This is a genomic window from Kitasatospora sp. NPDC029312 (assembly GCF_055569215.1).
Genome location: NZ_JBVHXY010000043.1, coordinates 27,499 through 51,833, shown reverse-complemented (window position 1 = coordinate 51,833; position 24,335 = coordinate 27,499). Strand labels below are relative to the sequence as shown.

19 protein-coding genes are annotated in these 24,335 nt (G+C 74.9%); 5 read left to right on the top strand and 14 right to left on the bottom strand.

All coding sequences use genetic code 11. The features are described from left to right. Positions 1 to 48: 48 nt before the first annotated feature. Together ACZ4WV_RS28460 and ACZ4WV_RS28455 are read right to left on the bottom strand one after the other, a co-directional pair. The gene (locus ACZ4WV_RS28460) at positions 49 to 351 is read right to left on the bottom strand and encodes a WXG100 family type VII secretion target (RefSeq protein WP_350747805.1); all 303 of its coding nucleotides are present in this window, start codon (positions 349 to 351) and stop codon (positions 49 to 51) included. 180 nt (positions 352 to 531) lie between these two features. Then, a complete protein-coding gene (locus tag ACZ4WV_RS28455) occupies positions 532 to 2,205 on the bottom strand; it encodes a type VII secretion protein EccB (RefSeq protein WP_465751491.1) in 1,674 nt (557 codons plus the stop codon). A 333-nt stretch (positions 2,206 to 2,538) separates the two neighbouring features. Between ACZ4WV_RS28455 and eccE the strand changes: the two genes are divergently transcribed. The 3 genes from eccE to ACZ4WV_RS28440 all read left to right on the top strand — a co-directional run bounded on the left by eccE (position 2,539) and on the right by ACZ4WV_RS28440 (position 6,879). Beyond that, positions 2,539 to 3,798 (top strand): type VII secretion protein EccE, encoded by a 1,260-nt coding sequence (gene eccE / locus ACZ4WV_RS28450; RefSeq protein WP_465751490.1) that lies wholly within the window; start codon positions 2,539 to 2,541, stop codon positions 3,796 to 3,798. Beyond that, the gene (locus ACZ4WV_RS28445; protein ID WP_465751489.1) at positions 3,798 to 4,565 is read left to right on the top strand and encodes a hypothetical protein; all 768 of its coding nucleotides are present in this window, start codon (positions 3,798 to 3,800) and stop codon (positions 4,563 to 4,565) included. The genes eccE and ACZ4WV_RS28445 overlap by 1 nt, the downstream gene beginning before the upstream one ends. A 130-nt stretch (positions 4,566 to 4,695) precedes the next feature. Continuing rightward, positions 4,696 to 6,879 (top strand): MinD/ParA family ATP-binding protein, encoded by a 2,184-nt coding sequence (locus tag ACZ4WV_RS28440; protein ID WP_465751488.1) that lies wholly within the window; start codon positions 4,696 to 4,698, stop codon positions 6,877 to 6,879. Between the two features lie 56 nt (positions 6,880 to 6,935). Here ACZ4WV_RS28440 and ACZ4WV_RS28435 read toward each other — a convergent pair whose 3' ends face one another. The 10 genes from ACZ4WV_RS28435 to rimP form a co-directional block, all read right to left on the bottom strand. Beyond that, entirely contained in the window at positions 6,936 to 7,880 is a 945-nt protein-coding gene (locus tag ACZ4WV_RS28435) for a bifunctional riboflavin kinase/FAD synthetase (RefSeq protein WP_465751487.1), read from the bottom strand. A 65-nt stretch (positions 7,881 to 7,945) separates the two neighbouring features. Next, positions 7,946 to 11,524 (bottom strand): serine protease, encoded by a 3,579-nt coding sequence (locus ACZ4WV_RS28430; RefSeq protein ID WP_465751486.1) that lies wholly within the window; start codon positions 11,522 to 11,524, stop codon positions 7,946 to 7,948. Between the two features lie 236 nt (positions 11,525 to 11,760). Beyond that, complete coding sequence (gene truB / locus ACZ4WV_RS28425; protein WP_465751485.1) at positions 11,761 to 12,690, bottom strand: tRNA pseudouridine(55) synthase TruB; 930 nt, start codon at positions 12,688 to 12,690, stop codon at positions 11,761 to 11,763. A 42-nt stretch (positions 12,691 to 12,732) separates the two neighbouring features. Then, complete coding sequence (locus tag ACZ4WV_RS28420) at positions 12,733 to 13,836, bottom strand: DHH family phosphoesterase (RefSeq protein WP_465751484.1); 1,104 nt, start codon at positions 13,834 to 13,836, stop codon at positions 12,733 to 12,735. A gap of 2 nt (positions 13,837 to 13,838) precedes the next feature. Beyond that, positions 13,839 to 14,282, bottom strand: a complete 444-nt coding sequence (gene rbfA / locus ACZ4WV_RS28415) for a 30S ribosome-binding factor RbfA (protein ID WP_465751483.1) — start codon at positions 14,280 to 14,282, stop codon at positions 13,839 to 13,841. Between the two features lie 152 nt (positions 14,283 to 14,434). Beyond that, entirely contained in the window at positions 14,435 to 14,731 is a 297-nt protein-coding gene (locus ACZ4WV_RS28410) for a DUF503 domain-containing protein (RefSeq protein ID WP_465751482.1), read from the bottom strand. 136 nt (positions 14,732 to 14,867) lie between these two features. Continuing rightward, positions 14,868 to 18,002: a translation initiation factor IF-2 gene (infB, locus tag ACZ4WV_RS28405; protein WP_465751481.1), complete on the bottom strand. Its 3,135-nt coding sequence runs from the start codon at positions 18,000 to 18,002 to the stop codon at positions 14,868 to 14,870. Between the two features lie 230 nt (positions 18,003 to 18,232). Beyond that, the gene (locus ACZ4WV_RS28400; protein WP_465751480.1) at positions 18,233 to 18,475 is read right to left on the bottom strand and encodes a YlxR family protein; all 243 of its coding nucleotides are present in this window, start codon (positions 18,473 to 18,475) and stop codon (positions 18,233 to 18,235) included. 126 nt (positions 18,476 to 18,601) lie between these two features. Next, positions 18,602 to 19,603 (bottom strand): transcription termination factor NusA, encoded by a 1,002-nt coding sequence (nusA, locus tag ACZ4WV_RS28395; protein WP_465751479.1) that lies wholly within the window; start codon positions 19,601 to 19,603, stop codon positions 18,602 to 18,604. Between the two features lie 54 nt (positions 19,604 to 19,657). Continuing rightward, on the bottom strand, positions 19,658 to 20,245 hold the full coding sequence (rimP, locus tag ACZ4WV_RS28390) for a ribosome maturation factor RimP (protein ID WP_465751478.1): 588 nt from the start codon (positions 20,243 to 20,245) through the stop codon (positions 19,658 to 19,660). A gap of 293 nt (positions 20,246 to 20,538) precedes the next feature. Here rimP and ACZ4WV_RS28385 point away from each other — a divergent pair, with 293 nt between their 5' ends. Next, a complete protein-coding gene (locus ACZ4WV_RS28385) occupies positions 20,539 to 21,543 on the top strand; it encodes a ferritin-like domain-containing protein (RefSeq protein WP_465751477.1) in 1,005 nt (334 codons plus the stop codon). 121 nt (positions 21,544 to 21,664) lie between these two features. Next, complete coding sequence (locus ACZ4WV_RS28380; RefSeq protein WP_465751476.1) at positions 21,665 to 22,603, top strand: aminoglycoside phosphotransferase family protein; 939 nt, start codon at positions 21,665 to 21,667, stop codon at positions 22,601 to 22,603. Positions 22,604 to 22,632: 29 nt separating this feature from the next. Here the strand turns inward: ACZ4WV_RS28380 and ACZ4WV_RS28375 are convergent, their stop codons facing one another. Together ACZ4WV_RS28375 and ACZ4WV_RS28370 are read right to left on the bottom strand one after the other, a co-directional pair. Then, positions 22,633 to 23,190, bottom strand: a complete 558-nt coding sequence (locus tag ACZ4WV_RS28375) for a GNAT family N-acetyltransferase (RefSeq protein WP_465751475.1) — start codon at positions 23,188 to 23,190, stop codon at positions 22,633 to 22,635. Positions 23,191 to 23,278: 88 nt separating this feature from the next. After that, a complete protein-coding gene (locus ACZ4WV_RS28370; protein WP_465751474.1) occupies positions 23,279 to 24,172 on the bottom strand; it encodes a GNAT family N-acetyltransferase in 894 nt (297 codons plus the stop codon). Positions 24,173 to 24,335 lie beyond the last annotated feature (163 nt).

Genomic DNA, 24,335 nt, shown 5'->3' with positions numbered 1-24,335 from the left:
GGCGGGCGGAAGGTCGGAACAGAGCGGTGGTCAGTGCGAACCGGGCGATCAGCCCTGGTTGCCGAACAGCGCCTTCTGCTCCTCTTCGGTGCTCGCGTAGTGCTTCGTGGTCAGCTCGATGGCGTGCTGGATCTTGCCCAGCGACTCCTTGAGATCGGCGATGTCCTTGTTGACCTGCGTCTGCAGCGTCGTGTAGGCGCTCGCCGCCTGGCCCTTCCAACCGCTGGTGATGTTGGTGACCGTGCTCTCGAGCTTCACCCGCTCGGCCTCGATCTTGCCGATCGCGTCCTCGATGCGCTTGGCGAAAGCCTGCATCTCCTGAGCAGTCATCGTGAACTGACCGTCAGCCATGCTCCACCGTCCCCCATGAGACAACCATTGCGTACACGGAGGGCCACCGGACCCCCCGCCACATCACCCGTGTGATGTCCAGCAGCACTGTAGTCGGCACACGCAGCTCGCCCAACATCGAGCACCGAGTAGTTACCAGACCATGACACTGCCACCAATTCCTTTGCGGTGCCCGGCCGATCAGGCGTTCTGCGGCTGCGCGGCGCTCTTCGCGGTCAGCGGCGGGCCGGCCGGAACCAGGTTCGACCACTGCTGCGGCACCGGCAGCGGCTGGACGTTCGGGTAGCCCAACCGTGCCTGGTTGCCGCCCGGTTGGTCGTCCGGGTTCGGGGTGGGCTGCTGGTCCGGGCCGGTGGTGCCCGGCTGCGGGGTCGGCGTCTTCGGGACCGCGCTCTGGCCGGTGCCGGGCGGGGTGGTGGCGCGGCCGCCGTCGCCGTTGGACGGGACGGCGTAGCGCAGGCCGGTCTCGGTGATCAGGAAGTCGGTGCCGGAGCCGCCCGCGGCGTTGTCGAGCGCCCGGTAGAACAGGCCGTGGCCGGGCGTCACGTACGCCGCGCCCGCGCCGTTGTTGTACGGCGCCGGGTAGGCCGCACCGGCCCAGACGCTGCGCTTGGGCGTGCGCCCGTCCTCGGCCATGCCGTCGAAGGTGCTGCACACGACCAGGTGGGCGTCCTGGCGGTCCTGCCAGTTGTTCACCGGCGCACCGGTCTTCAGCGGCCAGTCGTCCGCGGTGCCCGGCAGCCGGGTGTCGGTGTTGTACCGGGACTGCTCGGCCGGGGTCAGCTCGTCGCTGCGCGGCTTCTTGTCCTGGTCGTACTTGTAGAGCACCTGGTAGGCCGGGTTCTGCCGGATCAGCTCCTCCTGGAACGGGGTGATCAGGAAGAGCCTGTCCTTGCCGACGACGTAGTGGCGGTCCTGGTAGTGCACCAGCCGGCCGATCCGGCGGTCCGCCTGGTTGCCCAGCTCCACCGAGGAATTGCCCCCCTGGGTGTCAGTCATCCCCTTGACGTCCGGGAAGGTGATCGGGGTGGCGGGCACCAGGGTGTCCAGCCACTCCCGCTTGACCCGCTGGGGCACCGCGTTGGGCCCGAACACCGCGGTGATCAGCGCCTTGCGCTCCTTGTCGTCCGACTGCGGCGAGCCGATCTCGTGCTTGCGGCCCTGCGCGTCGACCAGGTAGACCTTCGCGCCGCCCGCGGCCGGTTGCCCCGGTGCCGGAGCCGCGGAGACCTGCTGGTCGTCCGCCTGCTGCACCAGCATCAGCTGGTCCTGGCCGAGCACCCGGTCCTTGGCCGACAGCGCCGCCGCGTCCGCGCCCGCCGCCACGAACACCGCCTGGTTGACGGTCTCCTGCTTGTCGTCCGAGCCCGGACGGTCGCAGACCGCCCACTTCATCGGCTGGCTCGCGTTGTCCTTGCTCGGCAACTTGTCCGGCGCGTACGGGATGCCGATCGTCGGGCCGTGGTTCGGGTAGCGGTCGAGCACGCCGTCGTCCACCACCACGACCTTGGCGTCCGCGGGCAGCACCAGCCGCGCCGAGGACATGTTGAGCACCTGGTGCAGCCGCTTGGTCTTGCCGTCCGGGTCGGTCAGCACTACGTACCGGGTGGTCGACTGCTTGCCCTGGATGATGTTCTTGCCGCTGTCCCACTGCAGCGGAGCGGCCGGCTTGAACACCCCCCAGAGCCCGAAGCCGCCCACCACCAACGCTCCGACCAGCACGCTCGGCAGCACCGCCTTCACCGGTCGCGGCGCGTCCTCGTCACTGCCTCCGCCGGAGGGCAGCAGGAACGCCCCCACCGTGCGCTTGCGGGCGAAGGTGTACGCGTTCAGCTCGTCCCGGCGCGATGCCATCCTCGTCGTCCCCCTTGTCAGACGTGTGCCGGACGTGGTCGGCCCCGTCGGCACGACCTGCCCCGTGGTCCGCACCCGCCGGGCGGGATCCGGCTCGAACCCTCTACGATGCGGCAGCGGACGGTGAGTACGGTACGGGTACGGTCCGCGGACCAGCCAGCCGGGCCGCGACAACGGATCAGAGAGGGCCACCGGGGGATGCCAAGCCAGACCGCTCCAGGACGCCGCGGCACCGCAGGTGACGGGAGGCCACGCCGGTCCGGACGCTCCCGGCGCGGGCCGGCCGTCGAGACCTCGGCCGGCCGTCCGCCCACGGCCGGCGGGCCCGTCCAGGTGCGCGTCAACCCCCGCCCCGGGCTGCTCGGCGGCCGGCTGAAGCTCCAACAGCTGGTCCTGGTCGAGGTCGCGGTCGCCCTGGTCGCGGCGGGCTGGACGATCAGCCGCCCGGTCGCGGCCGGCTTCGGCGCGGTCTCGCTGGTCCTGCTGGTGCTGGCGGTCGTCCCGCTGCGCGGGCGCACCATCCCCGAGCTGCTGCGCGTCCGCTCCGCCCTCAAGTCCCGCCGCAGGCAGGCGAAGGCGCTGCTGCCGCCGCCCGGCACCGACCCGGCGCTGGCCCCCGCGCTGGAGCTCGAACCGGGGCTGCGCACCTGCACCCACGCCACCGAGGCCGAGTTCGGCGGCCGCCCCGTCCGCCGGGAGACCGGCATGGTCGGCGACGGCACCTTCCTCAGCTCGGTGCTGCTCGTCCAGGCCAAGGACCAGCCGCTGCGCCCGGTGCGCACCGCGCTGCCGCTGCCGCTGGACGTGGTCTGCTCGGCGCTCACCGTGGACGACATCACCCTGGAGTCGGTGCAGCTGGTCCAGCACACCCAGCCCGCCCCGGCCCCGCACCTGCCCGAGCAGTCGCTGGCCGCCCGCGCCTACCGCGAGCTGGCGGACGGCACCACCACCCCCGGGCTGCGGCTGACCTGGATCGCCCTCAAGCTCGACCCGGAGCGCGCGGCCACCGCCGTCCGGGCCCGCGGCGGCGGCGAGGAGGGCGCCCGCAAGGCGCTCCAGCGGGTGACCGACCAGCTGGCCGGGCGGCTCAACAGCGCCGGGTTCAACGCGACCGTCCTGGACGAGCGCGAGTTGATCGCCGCCCTGGCCATCGCCACCTGCGCCAACCCGATCGCGGTCGCCGGGCGGCAGGGCACCGGCAGCGGCGGCGGCACCACCCGCCGCACCCAGGAGGGCAACCGCTTCTGGCGGATCGACGACCGCTGGCACAGCACCTACTGGATCTCCCGCTGGCCGCAGCTGAGCCGCCCCGGCGGCGCCCCCGGCCGGATCGCCGCGCCGGACCTGGTCAACCTGATCACCGGCTCCCCGGCGCTGGCCAGCACCTTCAGCCTGACCGCCGCGCACGGCACCGGCGGCTCGGTGACCGTCAGCGGACACCTGCGGGTGACCGGACGCAGCGAGAGCGAAGTCGGCCAGGTCGGCCGCCAGGTCGAGGCCCGGGCCCAGAGCTGCGGGCTCGGGCTCGTCCGGCTCGACCTGGAGCAGGCCCCCGGCATGCTCGCCACCCTGCCGCTGGGAGGAGCGTCCTGATGGCGTACCAGACCTACCCCGCCCCCGGCCCGACGCCCGGCGCGGAGCAGCGCCGGCCCAGGCCGCGGATCCTGCCCGGCTTCGGGCTGCGCGGCCCGCGCCGGGAGAAGCACGTGCTGGAGGCCGCCGACCTCTCGGCGCTGGCCTTCCCGGTCGGCGACGACGGCGTGGTCATCGGCGTCGACCCGCAGGGACTGCCCGCGGTGCTCGGGCTGTTCCGCCCCAGCGCCTACGACCTGGTGCTGGTCGGCGGCATGTGGACGGCGCAGATCATCGCGCTGCGGGCGGCCGCGGTCGGCGCCCGGGTCGTGGTGGAGACCGCCCGCGGGCAGCTCTGGGGCCCGCTGGCGCAGGCCGCCGGCGGCGGGCAGCCCTGCGTGACGGTCCACCAGGTCGGCCGGCTCGGCCCCCAGGGCGCCTCGGTCGCCTCACCGGTGCTGGTGGTGCGCGACCTCGGCGCACGCCCGCCGCGCAGCCGGCTCTCCGCCGCACCCTGGCAGACCACCCTGACCCTGCTGCCCTACCTGGGCCCGAACGCCGCCCGGGTGCTGAACGCCGCCGACCTGGTCGGCGTGCAGCGGGTCTCCCCGCAGGAGGCGGAGCTGACCGGCCGGGTGCTGTCCCTCCCGCCGGACGTCGTGGCCGCGCTGCCGACCCTCGGCGACGACGTGACGCTCTGGGCGACCCGGATGCGGCGCCAGTACGTCCGGGCGGTGGCCGGACAGGCCGAACAGCAGGTGCTCGGCGGCCCGCGCCGGATGGACTGAGCCGGCCGTTCCGGGCCGGTCGCCACCGGTCCGGAACGAAGCCGCCTTCAACGGGGGCAGCCGTACGGCCTAGTCTTTGTTGCGGCAACGGCACCGCTGAACAAGCGGCGGCGAACACGAGGGAGCCCTAGTGAGCAGCGATCGGGACGGCGTCTACGTCGGCGACAACGCGGCGGAGGACGACGACGACTGGTCCGACGCGCCTGACTACACTCCCCCGTCCTGGTACGTGCAGTCGGACGCCCCGGCGGCTCCGGGCGGAGGGCCGGCCGGCAGCTCCGCTCCGGGCGGTCCGGCAGCCGCGCCCACGCCCGCGCCCACCGTCGAGGCCGCCGCCCAGGCGGCGGCGCCCGACCCCGCTGCGGCTCCGGCTGCCGCTGCGGCGGCGGTGCAGGGCCCGCCGCCGGTCCCGGGCCAGGCACCCGAGGCGGCTGCGGCTGCCGCGCCGGGGGCGCCCGCGCCGTCCGTCCAGGCCGAGGCGCGGCACGTGCCGTTCCCGACGGCGGCCCCGGCCACGACGCCCGAGCAGCAGGCGCCCGCCGCGGCCTGGCCGACGGCGGAGGCGCAGGCCCAGCCGGGCGCGCCGCAGGCGCAGCCGTACCCGGCGCCCGCGTCCGCCTCCGTTCAGCCGGGCCAGCCCTTCCCGCCGCAGAACCCCGGGCAGCCGCAGGTCCAGCAGCAGGCGGCTCAGGCAGCTCAGCCTCCGCAGGCCGGGCAGGCGCCGCAGGACCCGCAGGCGGCGTGGGACCCCCAGGCCTCGTGGGCCGTCCAGCCGCCCGCCGCCGGACAGCCGCAGCCCGGCCAGCAGGCTCAGCCCGTACCGCCGCAGCCCGTACCGCCGCAGCCGGTCCAGGCCCACCCCGGCCCGGTGGACCCGCGTCAGGGCGGCTGGCCGCAGCCCGGCGCCTACCAGCCGCCGCCCGCCGTCCAGCCCCAGCCCGGCCAACCCGGACAGCCCGGACAGCCCGGACAGCTGCAGCAGCCGGTCCCCGGGCAGCCGTGGTCGCCGCAGGGCGCCGCCGCCGCGCAGCCCGCCGCGTTCCAGCAGGCGGCCGCCCCGCAGCAGACCGCGCACGGCGCCCCGCTCGGCTACACCGCCGCCGTCGAGCTGTCCTCGGACCGGCTGCTGCGCAGCCAGCCCAAGCAGCAGCGCCAGCAGCCGCGGTTTCAGTTCGGCGGCAAGGCCGCGGCGGCCGAGAAGGCCCGCAAGCTGGAGATCATCCGCACCCCCGTGCTGAGCTGCTACCGGATCGCCGTGATCAGCCTCAAGGGCGGCGTCGGCAAGACCACGACCACCACCGCGCTCGGCGCGACCCTGGCCAGCGAGCGCCAGGACAAGGTGATCGCGATCGACGCCAACCCGGACGCCGGCACCCTGGGCCGCCGGGTCAAGCGCCAGACCGGCGCGACCATCCGCGATCTGGTGACGGCCATCCCGCACCTGCGCAGCTACATGGATATCCGTCAGTTCACCTCGCAGGACCTGAACTCGGGCCTGGAGATCCTGGCGAACGACGTCGACCCGGCCGTCTCGACCACCTTCAACGACTCGGACTACCGGCAGGTCATCGACGTGCTGGGCCGCCAGTACCCGATCATCCTGACCGACTCGGGCACCGGCCTGCTGTACAGCGCGATGCGCGGGGTGCTGGACCTCGCCGACCAGCTGATCATCGTCTCCACCCCGAGCGTGGACGGCGCCTCCAGCGCCTCCACCACGCTGGACTGGCTCTCCGCGCACGGCTACGCGGACCTGGTGCAGCGCAGCATCACGGTGGTCTCCGGGGTGCGCGAGACCAGCAAGATGATCAAGGTCGAGGACATCGTCGCGCACTTCCAGACCCGCTGCCGGGGCGTCGTCGTGGTGCCCTTCGACGAGAGTCTGGCGGCCGGTGCCGAGGTCAACCTCGACATGATGCGGCCCAAGGTCCGCGAGGCGTACTTCGATCTGGCCACCCTGGTCGGCGAGGACATCATCCGGGCCCAGCAGGCGGCCGCCCAGCAGGCCGGCTGGCAGCAGCAGGCCCACCAGCCCCAGCCGCAGCCGTACCAGCCGCAGGCCCCCCAGCCCGCGCCGGGCGCGCCGTGGGCGCCGCAGCCCGGCCAGGCTCCGCCGCCCCCGCCCGGCTACGGCTACCCGCCCCAGCAGGGCGCGCCGGCCCCGTGGCCGCCGCAGCAGGGCGCCCCGCAGCCCGGCCCGGGCTACGGCTACCCGTCCCCGGGTGCCCCGGGCCAGCCGCCGGCGTCCGCGGCGGACGGCTACCCGACCCCGCCGCCCGGCTACGGCTACCCGCCGCAGGCACCGCAGCAGTGAACGACCGCAGGGCCCGCCGACACGGAGTCGGCGGGCCCTGCGGCGTTTCCCCGGGGTCAGACCCCGTCGGTCAGCTCACGCGCGCGCTTGACGTCGTCGGCCATCCGGTCCAGCAGCGCCTCGACGGAGTCGAACTTCTCCATGCCGCGCAGGTAGGCGAGGAAGTCCACCGCGACGTGCAGCCCGTACAGGTCCAGGCCGATCCGGTCGATGGCGTAGGCCTCGACGGTGCGGGCGGTGCCGTCGAAGGTGGGGTTGGTGCCGACCGAGATCGCCGCCGGCATCCTCTCGCCCTCGGCGGTCAGCCAGCCCGCGTAGACCCCGTCGGCCGGGATCGCGCTGTGCGGCACGGTCTCCACGTTGGCGGTGGGGTAGCCCAGTTCGCGGCCGCGCTGCGCGCCGCGCACCACCACGCCCTCGACCCGGTGCGGGCGGCCCAGCACCTCGTTCGCCCCGGCCATGTCCCCGGACTCGACCAGGCGGCGGGTCAGGCTGGAGGAGAACGGCTCGCCGTCCCCGGCGGTGCCGCACACCTGGAGGTCGACCACCTCGACCTCGAAGTCGTCCGCCCGGCCCAGCTCGGCGAGCAGCGCGACGTCCCCGGCGGCCCGGTGGCCGAAGCGGAAGTTGGGGCCCTCGATGACGACCCGGGCGTGCAGCGCGTCCACCAGGACCTGCTGGACGAAGGTCTCGGGGGACTCCTGGGAGAAGGCGGTGGTGAACGGCAGGACCAGCACCGCGTCCACGCCGAGTTCGGCGATCAGCTCGGCCCGGCGCGGGTGCGGCGCCAGCAGCGGCGGGTGGCTGCCCGGGCGGATCACCTCGCGCGGGTGCGGGTCGAAGGTCACCACGACCGCGGGGATGCCGAGTTCGCGGGCCCGCTCGACGGCCCGTCCGATGATCAGCTGATGTCCACGGTGCACCCCGTCGAACGAGCCGATGGTGACGACGCTGCGTCCCCAGTCACCGGGGATCTCCTCCAGGCCACGCCAGCGCTGCACCCGACCGCTCCTTGTTCCGTACGGTGCGTACCCTCGGTACGCTCAAACGCTCAATACCCGAACCCCTATAGCGTGCCATGCGCCTGCCCCGGCTCCGGCACCGGAATGGGGGTTGACGGCACCGATGGCCGCGGCGCCCGGGCGGGTACGGTCCGCTCGGCCTCGGCGGCGGCGTACTGGGGATCGCGTCCGGCCGCCACGAGGGCCCGCATCCGGGCCAGCCGGGGGCCGTCCGGGGCGGTCGGCGCGGCGTCCCGCGGCCACTGGGCGAGCAACTGGGCGAAGGCGGCCGAACGCCCGGCGCAGCGCACCAGCAGTTCGTCGGCGTCCGCCAGCGCCGGGGTCGCCCGGGCCAGCACGGCGCGGACCCGCGCCGGGTTCTCGGCCGCGCAGTGCTCGGCGAGGCCCGCCACCGCGGCCGTGAGCACCTCCGGGTCGGTCTCGGTGGCGAGCAGGGCGTCCAGCAGCTCGCACCGCAGCGCGTCCGCCGCCGGATCGGCCACCGGCACGGACAGCACCTCGGCGAACGGCCGGCGGGCGGCCGAGGTGGGGGCGGCCAGCGCGGCGCCGAGCAGCACCCGCAGCTCCAGCCGGGCCGCCGGGCCGTCGACGGCGGCCCGCGCCAGCTTCCGGCCGAGGTAGTCGACGGCGACCGGCCCGGCCAGCTCCGGCTGTCGGCGCAGCAGCCGGGCGGCCAGTTCGGCGCTGCGCCGGGCGGCCGCCGGGGCCTGGGCGTCGGCGAGCACCCAGAGGGTCTCGGCGGTGGCCGCGCCGGGGGCCGCCAACCGGTCGGCGAGCGCGGCCAGCACGGGCTCCGGGTCGCTTTCCAAAGCGGGGGCGAGCGCCCACGGGGTGAGGAAGGCGTCACCGCCGGCCCGGTAGCGGGCCAGCGCGGCGTCCAGGTGCTCTGCCCTGGTCGCCGCGTCCCCGACCAGCAGGGCCAGCGCGGCGCCGTGCAGGCCCGGCTCAGCCTCGCGGGCGAGCAGGGTCAGCGCGGTGAACCGCAGCAGTTCGGCCCCGGCGCCGGCCGCGTACGGCGCCGTCCGCAGCGCGTGCACGGCGGCGGCGACGTGCCGTTCGGGCCGCCGGTCGTGGCTCCAGCGGTCCACCGCCCGGCACAGCGCGGACGGCTCCTCGGCGGCGAGCACGGTCAGCAGCGCGTCCGCCCTCGGGTGCGCGGCGTCGGCCAGCGCGTCGGCCAACTCGTCCAGGGCCAGCCACCGGTGGGCGTACAGCAGGTCGTGGGCGAGGTCGGCGACGCTCCCGCCGGGAAGGCCCGGCAGGCCGCGCGGGTCGTCGAACCAGGCGCAGAGCAGCGGGAAGACCGCCACCGGGTCGGCGCGCAGCCGTTCGGCCACCGCGTCGAGGAAGCGCCGCCCCGGGCCGTCGGCGACCACCAGCCGGCGCAGCAGCGCGAGTTCGGCTTCGACGGGCAGGCCGAGACCGGTCCAGAAGGCCGGCCCGAAGCGGCCCGGTCCCCCCAGTGCCTCCCAACCGCCCGCCGCGGCGGCCCGCTCCGCGATCCGGCCGGCCAACTGCTCCAGCAGCGCGCGGTGTTCGGCCGGGTCGGGGCTGGCGGCCAGTCCGGCGGTGAGCAACCGGGCCGCCCACCAGGCCGGTTCGCTGCCTGCGGGGCGCAGGTCGAGGGCCCGCCAGATCCGGTGCAGCCACGGGTCCAGGGCGGGGGCGCCCCAGGTCTCGGCCACCCGGCGCAGCGCGGCGGCGACCGGGCCGATCCGGTGCCGGGGGACGGAGTTCGCCCCGGCGGCGGGCGGGGCGGGGGTGTCCTCGGCCTCGCCGAGCAGCAGCCGCAGCGCCGCGTCCAGGTCCAGGTGCTGGCCCTGCAGCCAGTCGGCGAACTCGCCGTGGGTGAAGCGGTACCCGGGCCCGGCGGGGACGAACAGCCCCTCGGCGAGCACCGCCGTGGCCCAGCCGCCGTCGGCCGGGAACAGCTCCTCGAAGGTCTCCCGGCGCAGGCCCCCCGGCTCCCCGCCGAGCATCCGCCGGGCCGCCTCGTGCACCCGCCCGGCCACCGCCGCGGCGAGCCGCCGCACCCGCCCGTGCCCCGGCCCGGCGGGCCGGGCGGCGCCCTTGCGGTGTGCGCCCGGGCGGCGCGGGCGGCCGTCCCCGGCGAGCCGCTGGGCCACCCGTAGGCAGCGCAGGTCCAGGTGGGCGCCGAACAGCTCGCTGCGGCGCACCGGTTGGTCGTGCAGGCCTTGCGCCCACAGCTCCCCGGCCAGCCGGACGGCCAGCGGGTGCCGGGCGTCCTCGGCGGCGGGCGGGCGGCCCGGTGGCAGTCCGTAGCGGCGGCGCACCCGCTCGGCCGCCTCGGCGGGCAACGGGCCCAGTCGGTGCCCGGCCAGGCTCGGCGCGCCGGGGCCGGCGCCGTCCATCCGGATCGTGGGGGCGCTGTTCAGATCCCCGTCCGGGCCGGGCTCCGCCAGGTGCCGCAGGCCGTCCGCGCCGCTGCCCCAGGGCTCGGCCGCCAGCCGTTCCCAGACCTCCTCGCCGCAGGCGGTCAGCAGCCGCGCACCGCAGCCGGTCAGCCACTGCCCGGCGCCGCGCAGCCAGCGCGGGCCCAGGTCGGCCGGGGCCTCCTCGGGGCCGTCCAGCACCACCAGCAGTGGCCGCCCGGCCGCCGCGCAGAGCGCCGCCACCGGCTCGGGCGCGGGCGCCGGGGTGCCCAGTTCGGCCGCCGCCGCGGCCAGGGCCCGCTCCACCGGCTCGGCCAGCGAGCGGTCCTCGGCGCGCAGGTCGGCGCCGCGCAGCCAGAGCGTGGGCAGCGGCCGGGCAGCGCCGGAGCGGCGGACGGCCAGCGCGGCCAGTTCGGTGGAGCGCCCGCTGCCGGGGGCGCCGACCAGGGCGGTGACGGTCGCCGTCAGCTCCTCGCCGCTCAGGCCGTCCGGCCGGTCCACCCGGTCGGCGGCCAGCCCGGCCACCCGGTCCGGCCCGGCCCCGGCGGCGGCCAGCTGTGCGGCGGTCAGCCGCAGCACCCCGGCCAGGTTGAGCGCCGGACCGTACGCGGGCACGGCCGCCGCGTTGCGCGCCAGCAGCTCCGCCAGCGCCTCGGCGACCACCCGGCCGCCGCCGGCTGGAACGGCCGGCAGCGCCCCGCCGTACTGCGGGCCGCGCAGGCCGGGCGCGGCCACCGCGACCACGGCGCCGCTGCGGGCGTCCAGCACCGGCGTGCCGGGCGGCACCGCGATCCCGCCGTCCAGCGGCACGTCCAGCAGCAGCACCCCGGCGAGCGGGTGCCCGCCGTACACCGCGCCGGCGACGCCCAGCAGCCCGCAGCGCAGCGCGGCCACCCGCTCGTCCTGCCCGGTCAGCGCGGGCAGCAGCACCTCGTGCCCGGCACCCACGGCGGCCACCGGCAGCGGCGGCACCGGGAGGCCGCCGACCGCATCGGTCCGCAGCAGGGCGAGGCCGTGCTCGGGCAGCGGCAGCACGGCGTCCGGGCCGAGCACCCGGGTCTGCCCGCCGGGGGTGTGCAGCACCACCCGGGCCAGGCCCGCCACGCTCTCGTGGGCGGTCAGCACGCCGCCCTGCGGGTCGGCGACGAACCCTAAGCCGTGCAGCCGCCCGTTGAGGTCCCGGATCCGCAGCAGGTGCCGCCCCGGATCGCCCTCGAGAAACCCCGGCATGTGTGCCCCTTCGACCGTCGCTCGCCGCCGCCGGGAGCCTGCCCGCCGGGGCGGCGGCCGGACCGCTCACGCGCCGCTCACCACGGTCGTTCACCTCTCGCGCTCCCCCGCGCGGGTGACCCCCTGTTCGAGTGAGGAGCCCGGAACGGTGAAACCCCCCGCCGGGAGGTCGCTCTCTCCCGACGAGGGGTTTCACCGATCGTGACGCCGATCGTGACGCCGATGGTGCCGGCGGCTCAGCCGACGAACACCGCCACCGGCTTCGCCTGGCCGCCGGTCTCCTCGACCAGCGCCAGGAAGCGCCCGTCCGGCCCGAACACCGCGATCGGCCCGTCCACGCCCAGCCCCGGCGCCTTCAGCCGCGCGCCGTGCGAGAGCTTCTGCGCCGAGTCCTCGTCCAGGTCCCAGCGCGGGAAGGCGGCCGCCGCGGCCTGCGCGATCGGCAGCACCTCCAGGCCCGTGGCGGACTCGCCGGTGACGTCGGCCTCCAGCTGCTCCAGGGTCCGCGCCGACTCGACGCCGTACGGCCCGACCTTGGTGCGCCGCAGCGCGGTCAGGTGTCCGCCGACGCCCAGGCCGGCGCCGAGGTCGCGGGCCAGTGCCCGGATGTAGGTGCCGGAGGAGCACTCCACGGTCACGTCCAGGTCGATCACGGGCGTCCCGTCCTCGGCGACCGCCGCACGCTGCCCGTGCACGGTGAAGGAGTGGATGGTGGTCGGCCGGGCCGCCAGCTCGAAGTCCTCGCCCTCGCGCACCCGGGCGTACGACCGCTTGCCGTCGATCTTGATCGCGCTGACCTTCGACGGCACCTGCATGATCTCGCCGGTGAGCGCCGTGATCCCGGCGTCGATCGCCTCGCGGGTGACGCCGTCGGCCGGAGTCGAGGAGGTGACCTCACCCTCCCGGTCGTCGGTGACGGTGGTCTGGCCGAGCCGGATGGTCGCCTCGTAGGTCTTGGCGGTCAGCATCAGGTGGCCGAGCAGCCGGGTGGCCCGCTCGACGCCGATCACCAGGACGCCGGTGGCCATCGGGTCCAGCGTGCCGGCGTGCCCGACCTTCCGTGTCCCGGCCAGCCACCGCATCTTGGCGACGACCCCGTGCGAAGTGATGCCCTCGGGCTTGTCGACGATCACCAGGCCGTCCGGGCCGGTGCCTTTGCGCTTCATCGAGTTCTTTCTCTGAAAACTTCGGAAAACCCCAGCAGAGGGTCAACGTACCGGTCGCAGCGCGCTCCGGAACCGCTCGACCACCGTGGCCACGTCCTCCCGGGCGCTGAACCCGGCCGCGAAGACGTGCCCGCCGCCGCCCAGTCCGGCGCAGGCGGCGGCGACGTCCACCGCGCCCTTGGAGCGCGAGGAGCCGCGCAGCGTGCCGTCCGGGTCCTGCTTGAGGACCAGCGCCACCTCGGCCTCGGCCGGCCGGCGCAGGATGTCGATCAGCCCCTCGATCTCCTCGACCGTCACGCTGAACAGCGCCAGGTCCTGGTACGGCACCCAGGTCCACACCAGGCCCAGCCCGCCGGCCGCGTCCGGCTCGTAGACGGCCCGGTCGAGCGCGGCCGCGAGCACCTTGAGGTAGCCGAAGGAGGAGGTGTCCCACAGCTGTCGGGAGATCAGGTCGTGCCGGATGCCGGTGGCCAGCAGCCGGGCGGCGAGCTCGTGGGTCGCGGGCGTGGTGGCCCGGTACTTGAAGGAGCCGGTGTCGGTCGCGACCCCGGTGTACAGACAGGTGGCCAGCTCCTGGTCGAGTTCCACGCCCAGCCGTCGCAGCAGCTCGTCGACCAGCACGGCGGTGGCCGGCGCGGTCGGGTCGATCAGCTGGTGGGTGCCGAAGCCCGGGTTGGAGGCGTGGTGGTCGAACACCACCAGGACGGGCGCGGCGAAGGCCTTGTCGTGCAACAGGCCCAGCCGGCTCTGCGCGGCCACGTCGAAGCAGAGCACCAGCTCGGGCACGTCCGGCACCTCGGCGGCCGGCACGATCAGCTCCTGGCCGGGCAGGAAGGCCAGCGACTCGGGCACGATCTGCGGGTCGTCGCCGAAGGAGACCCGCACCTGCTTGCCGAGCCCGCGCAGCGCCAGCGCCGCCGCCAGCGAGGAGCCCAGCGCGTCGCCGTCCGGGCAGATGTGGCAGATCAGGTCGATCGAGCGGGCCCGCCCGATCTCCGCCACCACCTGCTGCCAGAGCAGCTCGAAACCGCTCTCCTCGGCGCGCGGCCCCGGGAGCGCCGCGAGGGCACCCTCCACCGTGCTGGTGGAGAACGCCCCCGTGGTCGATCCGGCTCGCGAGGCGGCCTGAGCCGGCTCACCCGCCATGACTACTCGTCCTCGTCGTCACGCTCGGCCGCCGGCACCCGGTACGGGTCCGCCTCTCCGGCGTAGGTCGCCCCCGCGGCCTGGGTGCGCACGGCGGCGTCGGAGGAGCGGACCCGGTCGAGCAGGTCGTCGATGTTCCGGGCGTTCTCCGGCAGCGCGTCCGCGACGAAGGTCAGCGACGGGGTGAAGCGCACCCCCGTCTGCTTGCCGACCTCCGAGCGGAGCACGCCCTTGGCGCTCTCCAGCGCGGCCGCGGTGGCCTGGCGCTCGGTCTCGTCACCGAAGACGGTGTAGAAGACGGTGGCCTCGCGCAGGTCGCCCGTCACCCGGGTGTCGGTGATGGTCACGAACCCCAGCCGCGGGTCCTTGATCCGCCGCTCCAGGGTCTGGGCGACGACCACCTGGATGCGGTCGGCGAGCTTGCGCGCCCTTGCGGTGTCGGTCACGTTGCCTCCTCGTGCAGTGGGCCCGGTACCCGGGTGAGCTGCCACCCGTCGGGGCCCACGCCCCAAAGTACCGGCCCGCGCCCGGCCTTGCGGGCGCTCTGGCTCCTGATCTGTGTGAGAACGGCGACTTCCGTCGGCACCCTCCACAGCGGTCATTCATCGTCGTCGTTGTGGTACCTCCTCCTCGCGGAGAGGAGCTGCACCTCGGGGCGGCCGACGACCAACCGCTCACAGCTGTCCAGGATCTCGGTGACGTACCCGGCGTCGCCGGACACCACCGCGAGGCCGATCTCGGCCCGGCGGTGCAGATCCTGGTTCCCGGTCTCAGCAGCGCACACGCTGTACTTGCGCTGCAGTTCGGCCACGATGGGCCGCACGATCGAACGCTTCTCCTTGAGCGAGTGGACGTCGCCCAGCAGCAGGTCGAAGGTGAGTGTTCCCACGAACATGTGTGACAGGTCTCGCCGACCTGGAAGGCCTCGGGAAGCACGGCCCGGAACCGGGCCGGTCTACCAGGACCCTACACAGCGAGACCGGGGCCGGTCGACGGAAATACACCCGTCGACCGGCCCCGGTGACCAGCGACTACGCGCGCGGCTTCTCGCGCATCTCGTAGGTCTCGATGACGTCCTCGACCTTGATGTCGTTGAACGACCCCAGGGTCACACCGGCCTCGAAGCCCTCGCGGACCTCGGTCGCGTCGTCCTTGAAGCGGCGCAGACCCTCGATCGTGAGGTTCTCCGCCACGACCTTGCCGTCGCGCAGCAGGCGGGCCTTGGCGTTGCGGCGGATGAGGCCCTCGCGGACCAGGACACCGGCGATGTTGCCGAACTTGGAGGAGCGGAAGACCTCGCGGACCTCCGCGGCGCCGAGGCGCACCTCCTCGTACTCCGGCTTGAGCATGCCCTTGAGGGCGTTCTCGATCTCCTCGATCGCCTGGTAGATGACCGAGTAGTACCGGACGTCCACGCCTTCCTTCTCGGCCGCGGTGCGCGCACGGCCTTCGGCGCGCACGTTGAAGCCGATGATGATGGCGTCCGAGCCCATCGCCAGGTCCACGTCGGACTCGGTGATGGCACCCACACCGCGGTGCAGGACCCGGAGCTCGACCTCCTCGCCCACGTCCAGCTTGACGAGGGCGTCCTCGAGGGCTTCGACCGAACCGGAGACGTCACCCTTGATGATGAGGTTGAGCTGCTCGATGGAGCCGGCGGCGATGGCCTTGTCCAGGTCCTCCAGGGACACCCGGACCCGACGCTGCGCGAAGGCGGCGTTGCGGTCGCGGGCCGAGCGCTTCTCGGCGATCTGACGGGCGGTGCGGTCCTCGTCGACGACGATGAAGCTGTCGCCGGCGCGGGGCACCGAGGTCAGACCGAGCAGCAGCACCGGGCGGGACGGGCCAGCCTCGGAGAGGCTGTTGCCGTTCTCGTCCAGCATCGCGCGGACGCGGCCGTAGGCGTCGCCCACGACGATCGAGTCGCCGACGCGGAGCGTACCGCGCTGCACCAGCACGGTCGCCATGGCGCCGCGGCCCTTGTCCAGGTGCGCCTCGATGGCGATACCCTGCGCGTCCTGCTCGGGGTTGGCCCGCAGGTCCAGCGAGGCGTCCGCGGTCAGGACCACGGCCTCCAGCAGCTGGTCGATGTGCAGGCCCTGGCGCGCGGAGATGTCGACGAACATGGTGTCGCCGCCGTACTCCTCGGCCACCAGACCGAACTCGGTCAGCTGACCGCGGACCTTGGTCGGGTCGGCGCCCTCGACGTCGATCTTGTTGACGGCGACCACGATCGGCACACCGGCGGCCTTGGCGTGGTTCAGCGCCTCGACCGTCTGCGGCATGACACCGTCGTTGGCCGCGACCACCAGGATCGCGATGTCGGTGGACTTGGCACCACGGGCACGCATGGCGGAGAACGCCTCGTGACCCGGGGTGTCCAGGAAGGTGATCGGACGCTGCTCGCCGTTCACCTCGGTGACCACCTGGTAGGCACCGATGTGCTGGGTGATGCCACCGGCCTCGCCGGCCACCACGTTGGACTTGCGGATGGCGTCCAGCAGGCGGGTCTTACCGTGGTCGACGTGACCCATGACGGTGACGACCGGCGGGCGCGGGGCCAGCTGGTCCTCGTCGCCCTCGTTGGCACCGAAGTCGATGTCGAACGACTCCAGCAGCTCGCGGTCCTCGTCGTCCCGGCTGACGATCTCCAGGACGAAGCCCATCTCGTCCGCCAGCAGCTGCAGCGTGGCGTCGGAGACCGACTGCGTCGCGGTGACCATCTCACCGAGGTTGAACATGACGGAGACGAGCGCGGCCGGGTTGGCGTTGATCTTCTCCGCGAAGTCCATCAGCGAGGCGCCGCTCGACAGGCGAACGGTCTGGCCGTTGCCGCGAGGCAGCATCACACCGCCGACGGACGGGGCCTGCATGGCCTCGTACTCCTGGCGCTTCGCCCGCTTCGACTTGCGACCGCGAGCCGGGCGACCGCCCGGGCCACGACCGAAGGCGCCCTGCGTGCCACCACGGGCACCCGGGCCGCCGGGACGACCGCCGAAGCCGCCGGGGCGCGGGCCGCCGAAGCCGCCGCCACCACCCGGAGCACCGCCACCCGGACGCGGGCCGCCGAAGCCGCCACCGGCCGGACGCGAGCCCGGACCGGCCGGACGGCCCTGGAAGCCGGGACGGGCACCGCCGCCGCCGCCGGGACCGCCGGCCGGACGGCCGCCGGGGCCACCCGGACCGCGGCCACCCGGGCCCGGACGCGGGCCGGCCGGACGCTGCGGCATCATGCCCGGGTTCGGACGCGGCATGCCGGACGGGGTCGGCCCGCCGGGACGCGGCGCGGCCGGACGCGGCATGCCGTCGGGACGGGGGGCGCCACCCGGACGGGCGGCACCGGCGCCCGGCGCACCGGCCGAACGCGGACGGTCACCACCGGGACGCGGCGCACCGGCACCCGGCGCACCGGCCGAACGCGGACGGTCACCACCGGGACGCGGCGCACCGGCACCCGGCGCACCGGCCGGACGCGGACGGTCGCCACCGGGACGCGGACGGTCGCCGCCCTGCGCGCCCGGAGCACCCGGACGGGCACCCGGCGCGCCCGGACGGCGGTCGCCGGGGCGGGCCATGCCGGTCGCACTGCCCGAGGTGAACGGGTTGTTGCCCGGACGCGGGCCGGCCGGACGCGGGCCCGGACGGGCACCGCCGCCGGCCTGACCGGTCTGACCGGTCTGACCGGCCGGACGCGGGGCCTGGGCGGCCGGACGCGGGGCCTCGGCCGGAGCCGGTGAGGAGAACTCGGCCGCGGGCGCGGCCGGGGCCGCCGGAGCGGCGGGACGCGCGGCCGGGCGCGGGCCCGGGGTCGGCGCGCCCGAACGCGGGGCGGCGGGGGCGGCCGGCGCGGCGGGAGCCGCGGCGGCCGGGGTGGGACGGGGACCAGGGGCCGCGGCAGGGCGCGGACCCGGGGTCGGGGCACCCGGCTTGGGTGCACCCGCGGCAGGTGCCGCGGGCTGGGGCGCCGCGGTCTTCCGCGGGCCAGGCTTGGCGCCACCACCGGTGGGGGCCACGCCAAGCGCGTCAGTCAGCTTGCGCACGACCGGCGCCTCGATCGTCGAGGACGCCGAACGGACGAACTCGCCGAGCTCGGTCAGCTTGGCCATGACGGCCTTGCTCTCCAAGCCAAGCTCCTTGGCGAGTTCATAAACCCGGACCTTAGCCACTTCACTCCTGTCTATGAGTCCGGGGGTCTCGTCCGCCGGACTGTCGCTACTTCATGGGCGTACCCATCGCGTACTCATCGCGTACTCATCGAGTGCTCATCGCAATCTCGACCTACTTCCACATCGCGAGGTACCTGACTGGTGGCGCGGCGCGCGGCTGCCCGCACGCCGTGCTTGTTGCGGTGGTTCTCCGCCGCACTGGGCGGCGGCTGTCGCGGGAGGTGGCCCGTCTAGGAGGCCCCGCCTACCCGCTCCTCGATGAACTCGCGGAGCCGCTCCGTGTCGAGCGCGCCCTGGAGCCGGAAGGCCCGGGGGAACGCCCGACGGCGGACCGCGAGGTCGAGGCAGGCCGGATCGGGGTGCAGGTGCGCGCCCCGGCCCGGGAGTGCGCCACGGGGATCGGGGACGCAGACGCCCTCGACCGCCGTGACACGCAACAGCTGGTGCTTGGCCGCGCGCTTGCGGCAGCCCACGCAGGTGCGTTCCGGGCGTGCTCGGACATGCGTCCGGCCAGACGAAGGCAAGTCTACCCCTCCGAAGCGACATGGCGTCGCCCCGTGGATCCCGGAGGACCGCGGGGACGCCGAGGACAACACTGACTAGTGGGCCGGGGATTCCTCGGCCTGGCCCTCGGTGTCCGGCCGGATGTCGATCCGCCAGCCCGTCAGACGCGCGGCCAGGCGGGCGTTCTGCCCCTCCTTGCCGATCGCCAGCGACAGCTGGTAGTCCGGGACGATCACCCGCGCGGAGCGCTGGGCGGCGTCCACGATCTCCACACTGGTCACCCGTGCGGGGGACAGCGCGGCGGCCACCATCTCGCGCGGATCCTCGGACCAGTCGACGATGTCGATCTTCTCGCCGTGCAGCTCGCCCATCACGGCGCGCACCCGGGAGCCCATCGGACCGATGCAGGCGCCCTTGGCGTTCAACCCGGCGCGGCGCGACCAGACCGCGATCTTCGTCCGGTGGCCGGCCTCACGGGCGATCGCGGCGATCTCCACGCTGCCGTCCGCGATCTCCGGGACCTCCAGCGCGAACAGCTTCTTCACCAGGTTCGGGTGGGTGCGCGAGAGCGTCACCGACGGCCCGCGAACCCCGCGGCGCACCGCCACCACGTAGCACTTCAGCCGGGTACCGTGCCGGTAGTCCTCGCCCGGGACCTGCTCCTGCGGCGGCAGGATGGCCTCCAGCTTGCCGATGTCGACCAGCACGTTCTTCGGGTCGTTGCCCTGCTGGACGACACCGGTGACGATGTCGCCCTCCTTGCCCGCGTACTCGCCGAAGGTCTGGTCGTCCGCGGCGTCGCGCAGGCGCTGCATCATCACCTGGATGCCGATGCTGGACGCGATCCGGCCGAATCCGCTCGGGGTGTCGTCGAACTCCTTCGGCTCGACGCCCTCGTCCAGCTCCGCCGGGTCCTCCATGGCCCACACGGTGACGTGGCCGCTCTTGCGGTCCAGCTGCACCCGGGCCCGGCGGCGCGAGCCCTCGGTGCGGTGGTACGCGGTGAGGAGGGCGGACTCGATGGACTCGACCAGCAGGTCGAAGGGGATGTTCTTCTCGTTGACCAGCGTGCGCAGGGCACTCATGTCGATGTCCACGGCTACGCCTCCTCGTCTTTCGTCACGTTCATGATGGTCCTGCGGCGGCCGGGCTCACTCGGCGCCGTCGTCCCCCTCGTCGGAGTCGGCGGCCTCGTCGAAGTCGGCCTCGTCGAAGTCGGCAGCGTCGTCGAGGTCGGCCTCGTCCAGGAGCTTCTCGTCGTCCTTGCGGTTGAACTCCACCTGGACCCGCGCCCGGGCCACCTCGCCGTACTCCAGGCGGCGCTCCTTGGGACGGCCGCGCCCCTTCACCGGCTGCACCTCGACCAGCGCGCCGTCCTCGTCCGCCTCCAGCACCCGGGCGACGATCTCCCCGCCGTCAGCCAGGTGGATCTTGGCCAGCCGGCCCTGCGCGCGCTGCCAGTGCCGGGGCAGGACCAGGGGACGCTCCGCACCCGGCGAACCGATCTCCAGCAGGTAGGGCTCCTCGCCCATCACGTCGGACGCGTCGAGGGCCTCGCCGACCACCCGGCTGAACTCGGCGATGGCGTCCATGTCCACGCCGCCGTCGGTGTCGACGTCGATCTGCACCTGCCGGCGACTGCCCGCCTTGGTGACCTTGACGTCCTCCAGGTCCAGTCCGGCCTGCGCGGCCAGCGGCTCGAGCAACGCGCGCAGCCGGTCGGTGTGGGTGGTGCTCATCCGGGTGGACTCCTCGGCCGCGTCTGCTGTTGTCGGAAGGTCGCCCCGCACCCTCCGCGCCCCACGGGCGCACACCGGGTCACGGCAGCTCGGCCCAAAGCCTAGCCGGTGAAGCCCCCAACCACCGATTCCGGTCCACCCCCGACCGGTCGGACGCCACCCACTGCGAGCAAGCTCACATCCACCCGCTCATCCCGGACGCCCACCCGCGATCGTGAGGGTTCTGCGAGGATTCAGGCCCACGAGGGCAGGCGGGGAGGCCGTCCTCCCGTCCACGCCCCGGAGTGACCGCGATGCAGCCGCACAGCCGACGGACGTTCCTGGCCCTCGGACTGATCACCCTCACCACCGCCTGCACCGACTCCACCGACGTCGACCCCAACGGCGACGTGATGCCGGGCAACAAACGCCCCGGCCCCGACCCGGACCTCCCGGTCCGCCTGCGCGCCCTCGCCGCCACCGACACCCTGCTGGCCGGCTACGACAGCGCCCTCGCCGCCCCCGGCGCGCAGACCACCCTGCTGCGTCCCCTCCGCGCCGACACCGCCCAGCACCGCGCCGCCCTCGCCTACGGCATCCCCGCCGCATCCGTGCCCCCGGCCGCACCTCCCACCACGCCCCCGGCGGCCGCCACCCCCACCACTCCGGCCGCCCTGGCCACCCTGGAGCACCGGACCGCCCAGTCCCACCTCGCCGACCTCGGCGCCGCCCGGCCGCCCCTGGCCCGGCTGCTCGCCTCCGTCGCCACCTCCAACGCCCTGCACGCCACCGCCCTCGACCCGACCGACCAGGGCGTCGACCAGCCCGCCCCGACCACCCCCCCGACGCCCGCCGCCCCGGGCAGTTCCCCCGTAGCCGCCCTGCAGAACGCCCTCAGCGCCGAACACGCCGCCGTCTACGGCTACGGCGTCGTCGGCGCCCACCTCCCCGAAGACCAACGACGCGCCGACGCCCGTACCGCCTACGCCGCCCACCAGGCCCAGCGCGACACCTGGCAACGCCTGCTCACCACCCTCGGCGCCACCCCCACCCCCGCCGCCGGCGGCTACCAGCTTCCCTTCCCCGTCACCGACGCCCCCGCCGCCACCGCACTCGCCGCCCACCTCGAAACCCGGCTCACCGCCGTCTACGCCGACCTCGTCGCCGCCCTCCCCGGCGCCCAACGCCCCACCGCCGCCACCGCCCTGCGCGACTGCGCCCGCCGCGCCCACCGCTGGGGCGCCCTCGACGCGCCCTTCCCCGGCATCCCGGAACCCGTCCCCACCCCCACGGCGACCACGGTGACGGGCCGACCCTGACCGCCGCACCGGGCAACCCTCCCGCCACACGAACACCTGCCGTGCCACGGACCAGCGATTCCCCCTCCATCCCCGACAATGGACACGCCCCCCAAGGACCACACCACCCGGAAGGCCAGGCATGTCGGGAAACCCACCCCACGTCCCCATCCCCACCTGGCTGTCCAACAGCGTCGCCGCCGCCCACGGCGAAGCGGGCCGCCAATGGCTGGCCACCCTCCCCGCCCGGGCAGCCGCCCATCTGACCCGGTGGAACCTCACCCCCGAACGCACCCTGGACCCCGGCGGCAGCCTCAGCCTGATCACGTACGTCCACCGCGACGACCTCTCCCCCGCCGTCCTCAAGACCGGCCTGGTCACCCCCGAGACCGCCCACGAGCACACCGCCCTCGCCCACTGGGCCGGCCGGGGCGCCGTCCTCCTCCTCGACGCGGACCCCGCCGAGGGCGTCCTACTGCTGGAACGCCTCCACGGCGAGATCCCGCTGCGCTCGCTGGCCGAGCCGAAGGCCATGCTGGAGGCCACCAGCCTGCTGCACCGCCTCTGGGTGGAGCTGCCCGTCCCGCCGACCCCCTACCCCGCCCTCGCCAGCCGGGTCGCCGACACCGCCGCCCGCGTCCTCGACCTCACCCGGCACGGCGACGACCCCGCGACGGCCGCCGCCCAGCCCCTGATCAACGAGGCGCTGGCCACCGCCGAGTCCCTGGCCGCCTCCGCCACCGAGACCTTCCTCCTCCACGGCGACTTCCACCACGGCAACGTCCTGGCCGCCGACCGCGCCCCCTGGCTGGCCATCGACCCCCGCCCGCTGGCCGGCGAGCGCGCCTACGACCTGGCCCGGCTCGCCCTCGACCGCGCCGACAGCCTGCTCGGCTCCCCCGGCGCCCCCGCCGCCCTCCGCCGCCGGCTCCACCAGCTCTCCGACGCCCTCGACGTCGACCAGGACCGCCTGCGCGGCTGGACCCTCTTCCGTTCGGTGGACCTGGCCGTCCGCTCCCTCACCGCAGGCCGCCACGAGGACGCCGAGCTCTACCTGGAGTTCGCGGGGCACCTCTCCTAGCAGAACCCGAAGGCCCGCGCCCCCGTCTCCTAGACCCGCCCGCCCCCGGGGCCCCGCAGCGGCAACCGTGCCCCCATCACCGCGTACAGCCGGTCCGTGGCGGGAAACCGCACCGCCCGGGCCAAGTCCTGGTACCCCAGCGCCCGGTACAGTCGCCGCGCCGGCGTCTCCGCGTCGATCGCCGACAGGATGCTCCGGTCCAGCCCCGACGCCTCGCAGAGCCTCCGGATCAGCCCGGTCCCGATGCCCTGCCCCTGGAACTCCGGCAGCACGTGCAGTTCGGTGACCGCGAACACCCCGTCCAGCCAGTCCCCGTGCCCCCGGGCGGCCAGGTACGGCTCGATGACCGTGCTCCACCAGTGCTCCCGCCGGTTCGGCATGCCGTACCCGAACCCGACCAGCCGCCCCCCGCTCATCGCGCCGAACGCGATCACCCCGGGCTGCCCGGCATGCCGCCCCACGATGTGCAGCCGTACCGCGACCTCCTCGGGCGTGAGCCCGAACGCCACCGCCTGGACCTCCAGCGCCTGCGGCGCCCAGGCCGCAAGGTCGATGGCCTCGATCGTCACCCCGGTCAGCTGATCCATGCTCCGGACGTTACTACCAGCGGCCCGGCGGTGCGGCCGAAGATCAGAACCCGGCCCGCGACGACCGCGCGGGCGCCGACGGAAGCCCTCAGAACAGCACGCTCATGAACGCCCCGACCTCCCGGAACCCCACCCGCCGGTACGCCGCTCTCGCCCGCAGGTTGAAGTCGTTGACGTACAGCGAGACCACCGGCGCCACCTCCCGCAGCGCGATGTCCAGCACCGCCGCCATCCCGGTCTCGGACAGCCCCCGCCCCCGGTACTCCGGCGCCACCCAGACCCCCTGGATCTGGCACGCCCCCTCCGTCACGGCCCCGATCTCCGCCTTGAACACCACCTGCCCGTCGTCCGTGAACCGCGCGAACGACCGTCCGGTGGAGACGAGTTCGGCCACCCGGGCCTGGTAGAGCAGCCCACCGTCCCCCGCCAGCGGCGACACCCCCACCTCCTCGGTGAACATCGCCACGCACGCGGGCATCAGCGTCTCGACCTCGTCGCTCCGCACCCTCCGCACCAGCGGATCCGGCGCGATCTCCGCCGAGGGCGTGGAGGTCGCCAACAACGGCTGGTGGCCCCGGACTTCACGGGGCGGCCCCCAACTGCGCTCGAGCAGCGCCCAGAAGGAGGCGGTCGCCTCGGCCGGCCCCACGATCGAGGAGCAGCGCCGCCCCTGCCGCCGGGCCCGCTCGGCGAAGGCGGCGACGGCCTCCGGTCCGGCGTTGACCAGGACGAGGTTCGCGCCCGCGTAGCAGAGGGCGTCCAGCACCCCCGACCGGTCGTACCAGCCCCACATCTCCCCGCCGAGCCGCCACGGGTCCAGTCCGACGGCCTCGACCCGGGTGGCGACGAAGGCGTTGGCGACCGGGTCGCGGTGGAGGACCTCCAGGGCGTCCGCGAGGTCCGGGGGTTCCAGCACGCGGGTGGCGGCCAGGGCCCGGGCGACCTGGAAGGAGCTGGGGAGAATCACACCTCGATCGAGCATCGAGACCGCACCTCACTGAGACGACTCTGGCCGCACCCTACTCCGTGGCCCCACCCGGCTACGGCTGCGGGGGGGGGGGGGGGGGGGGGGGGGAGAGGTGGGGGGGGGGGGGGGGGGGGGGGGGGGACCGGTTGATTCTGGTGGCGAGGGAGGCGATCGCCCA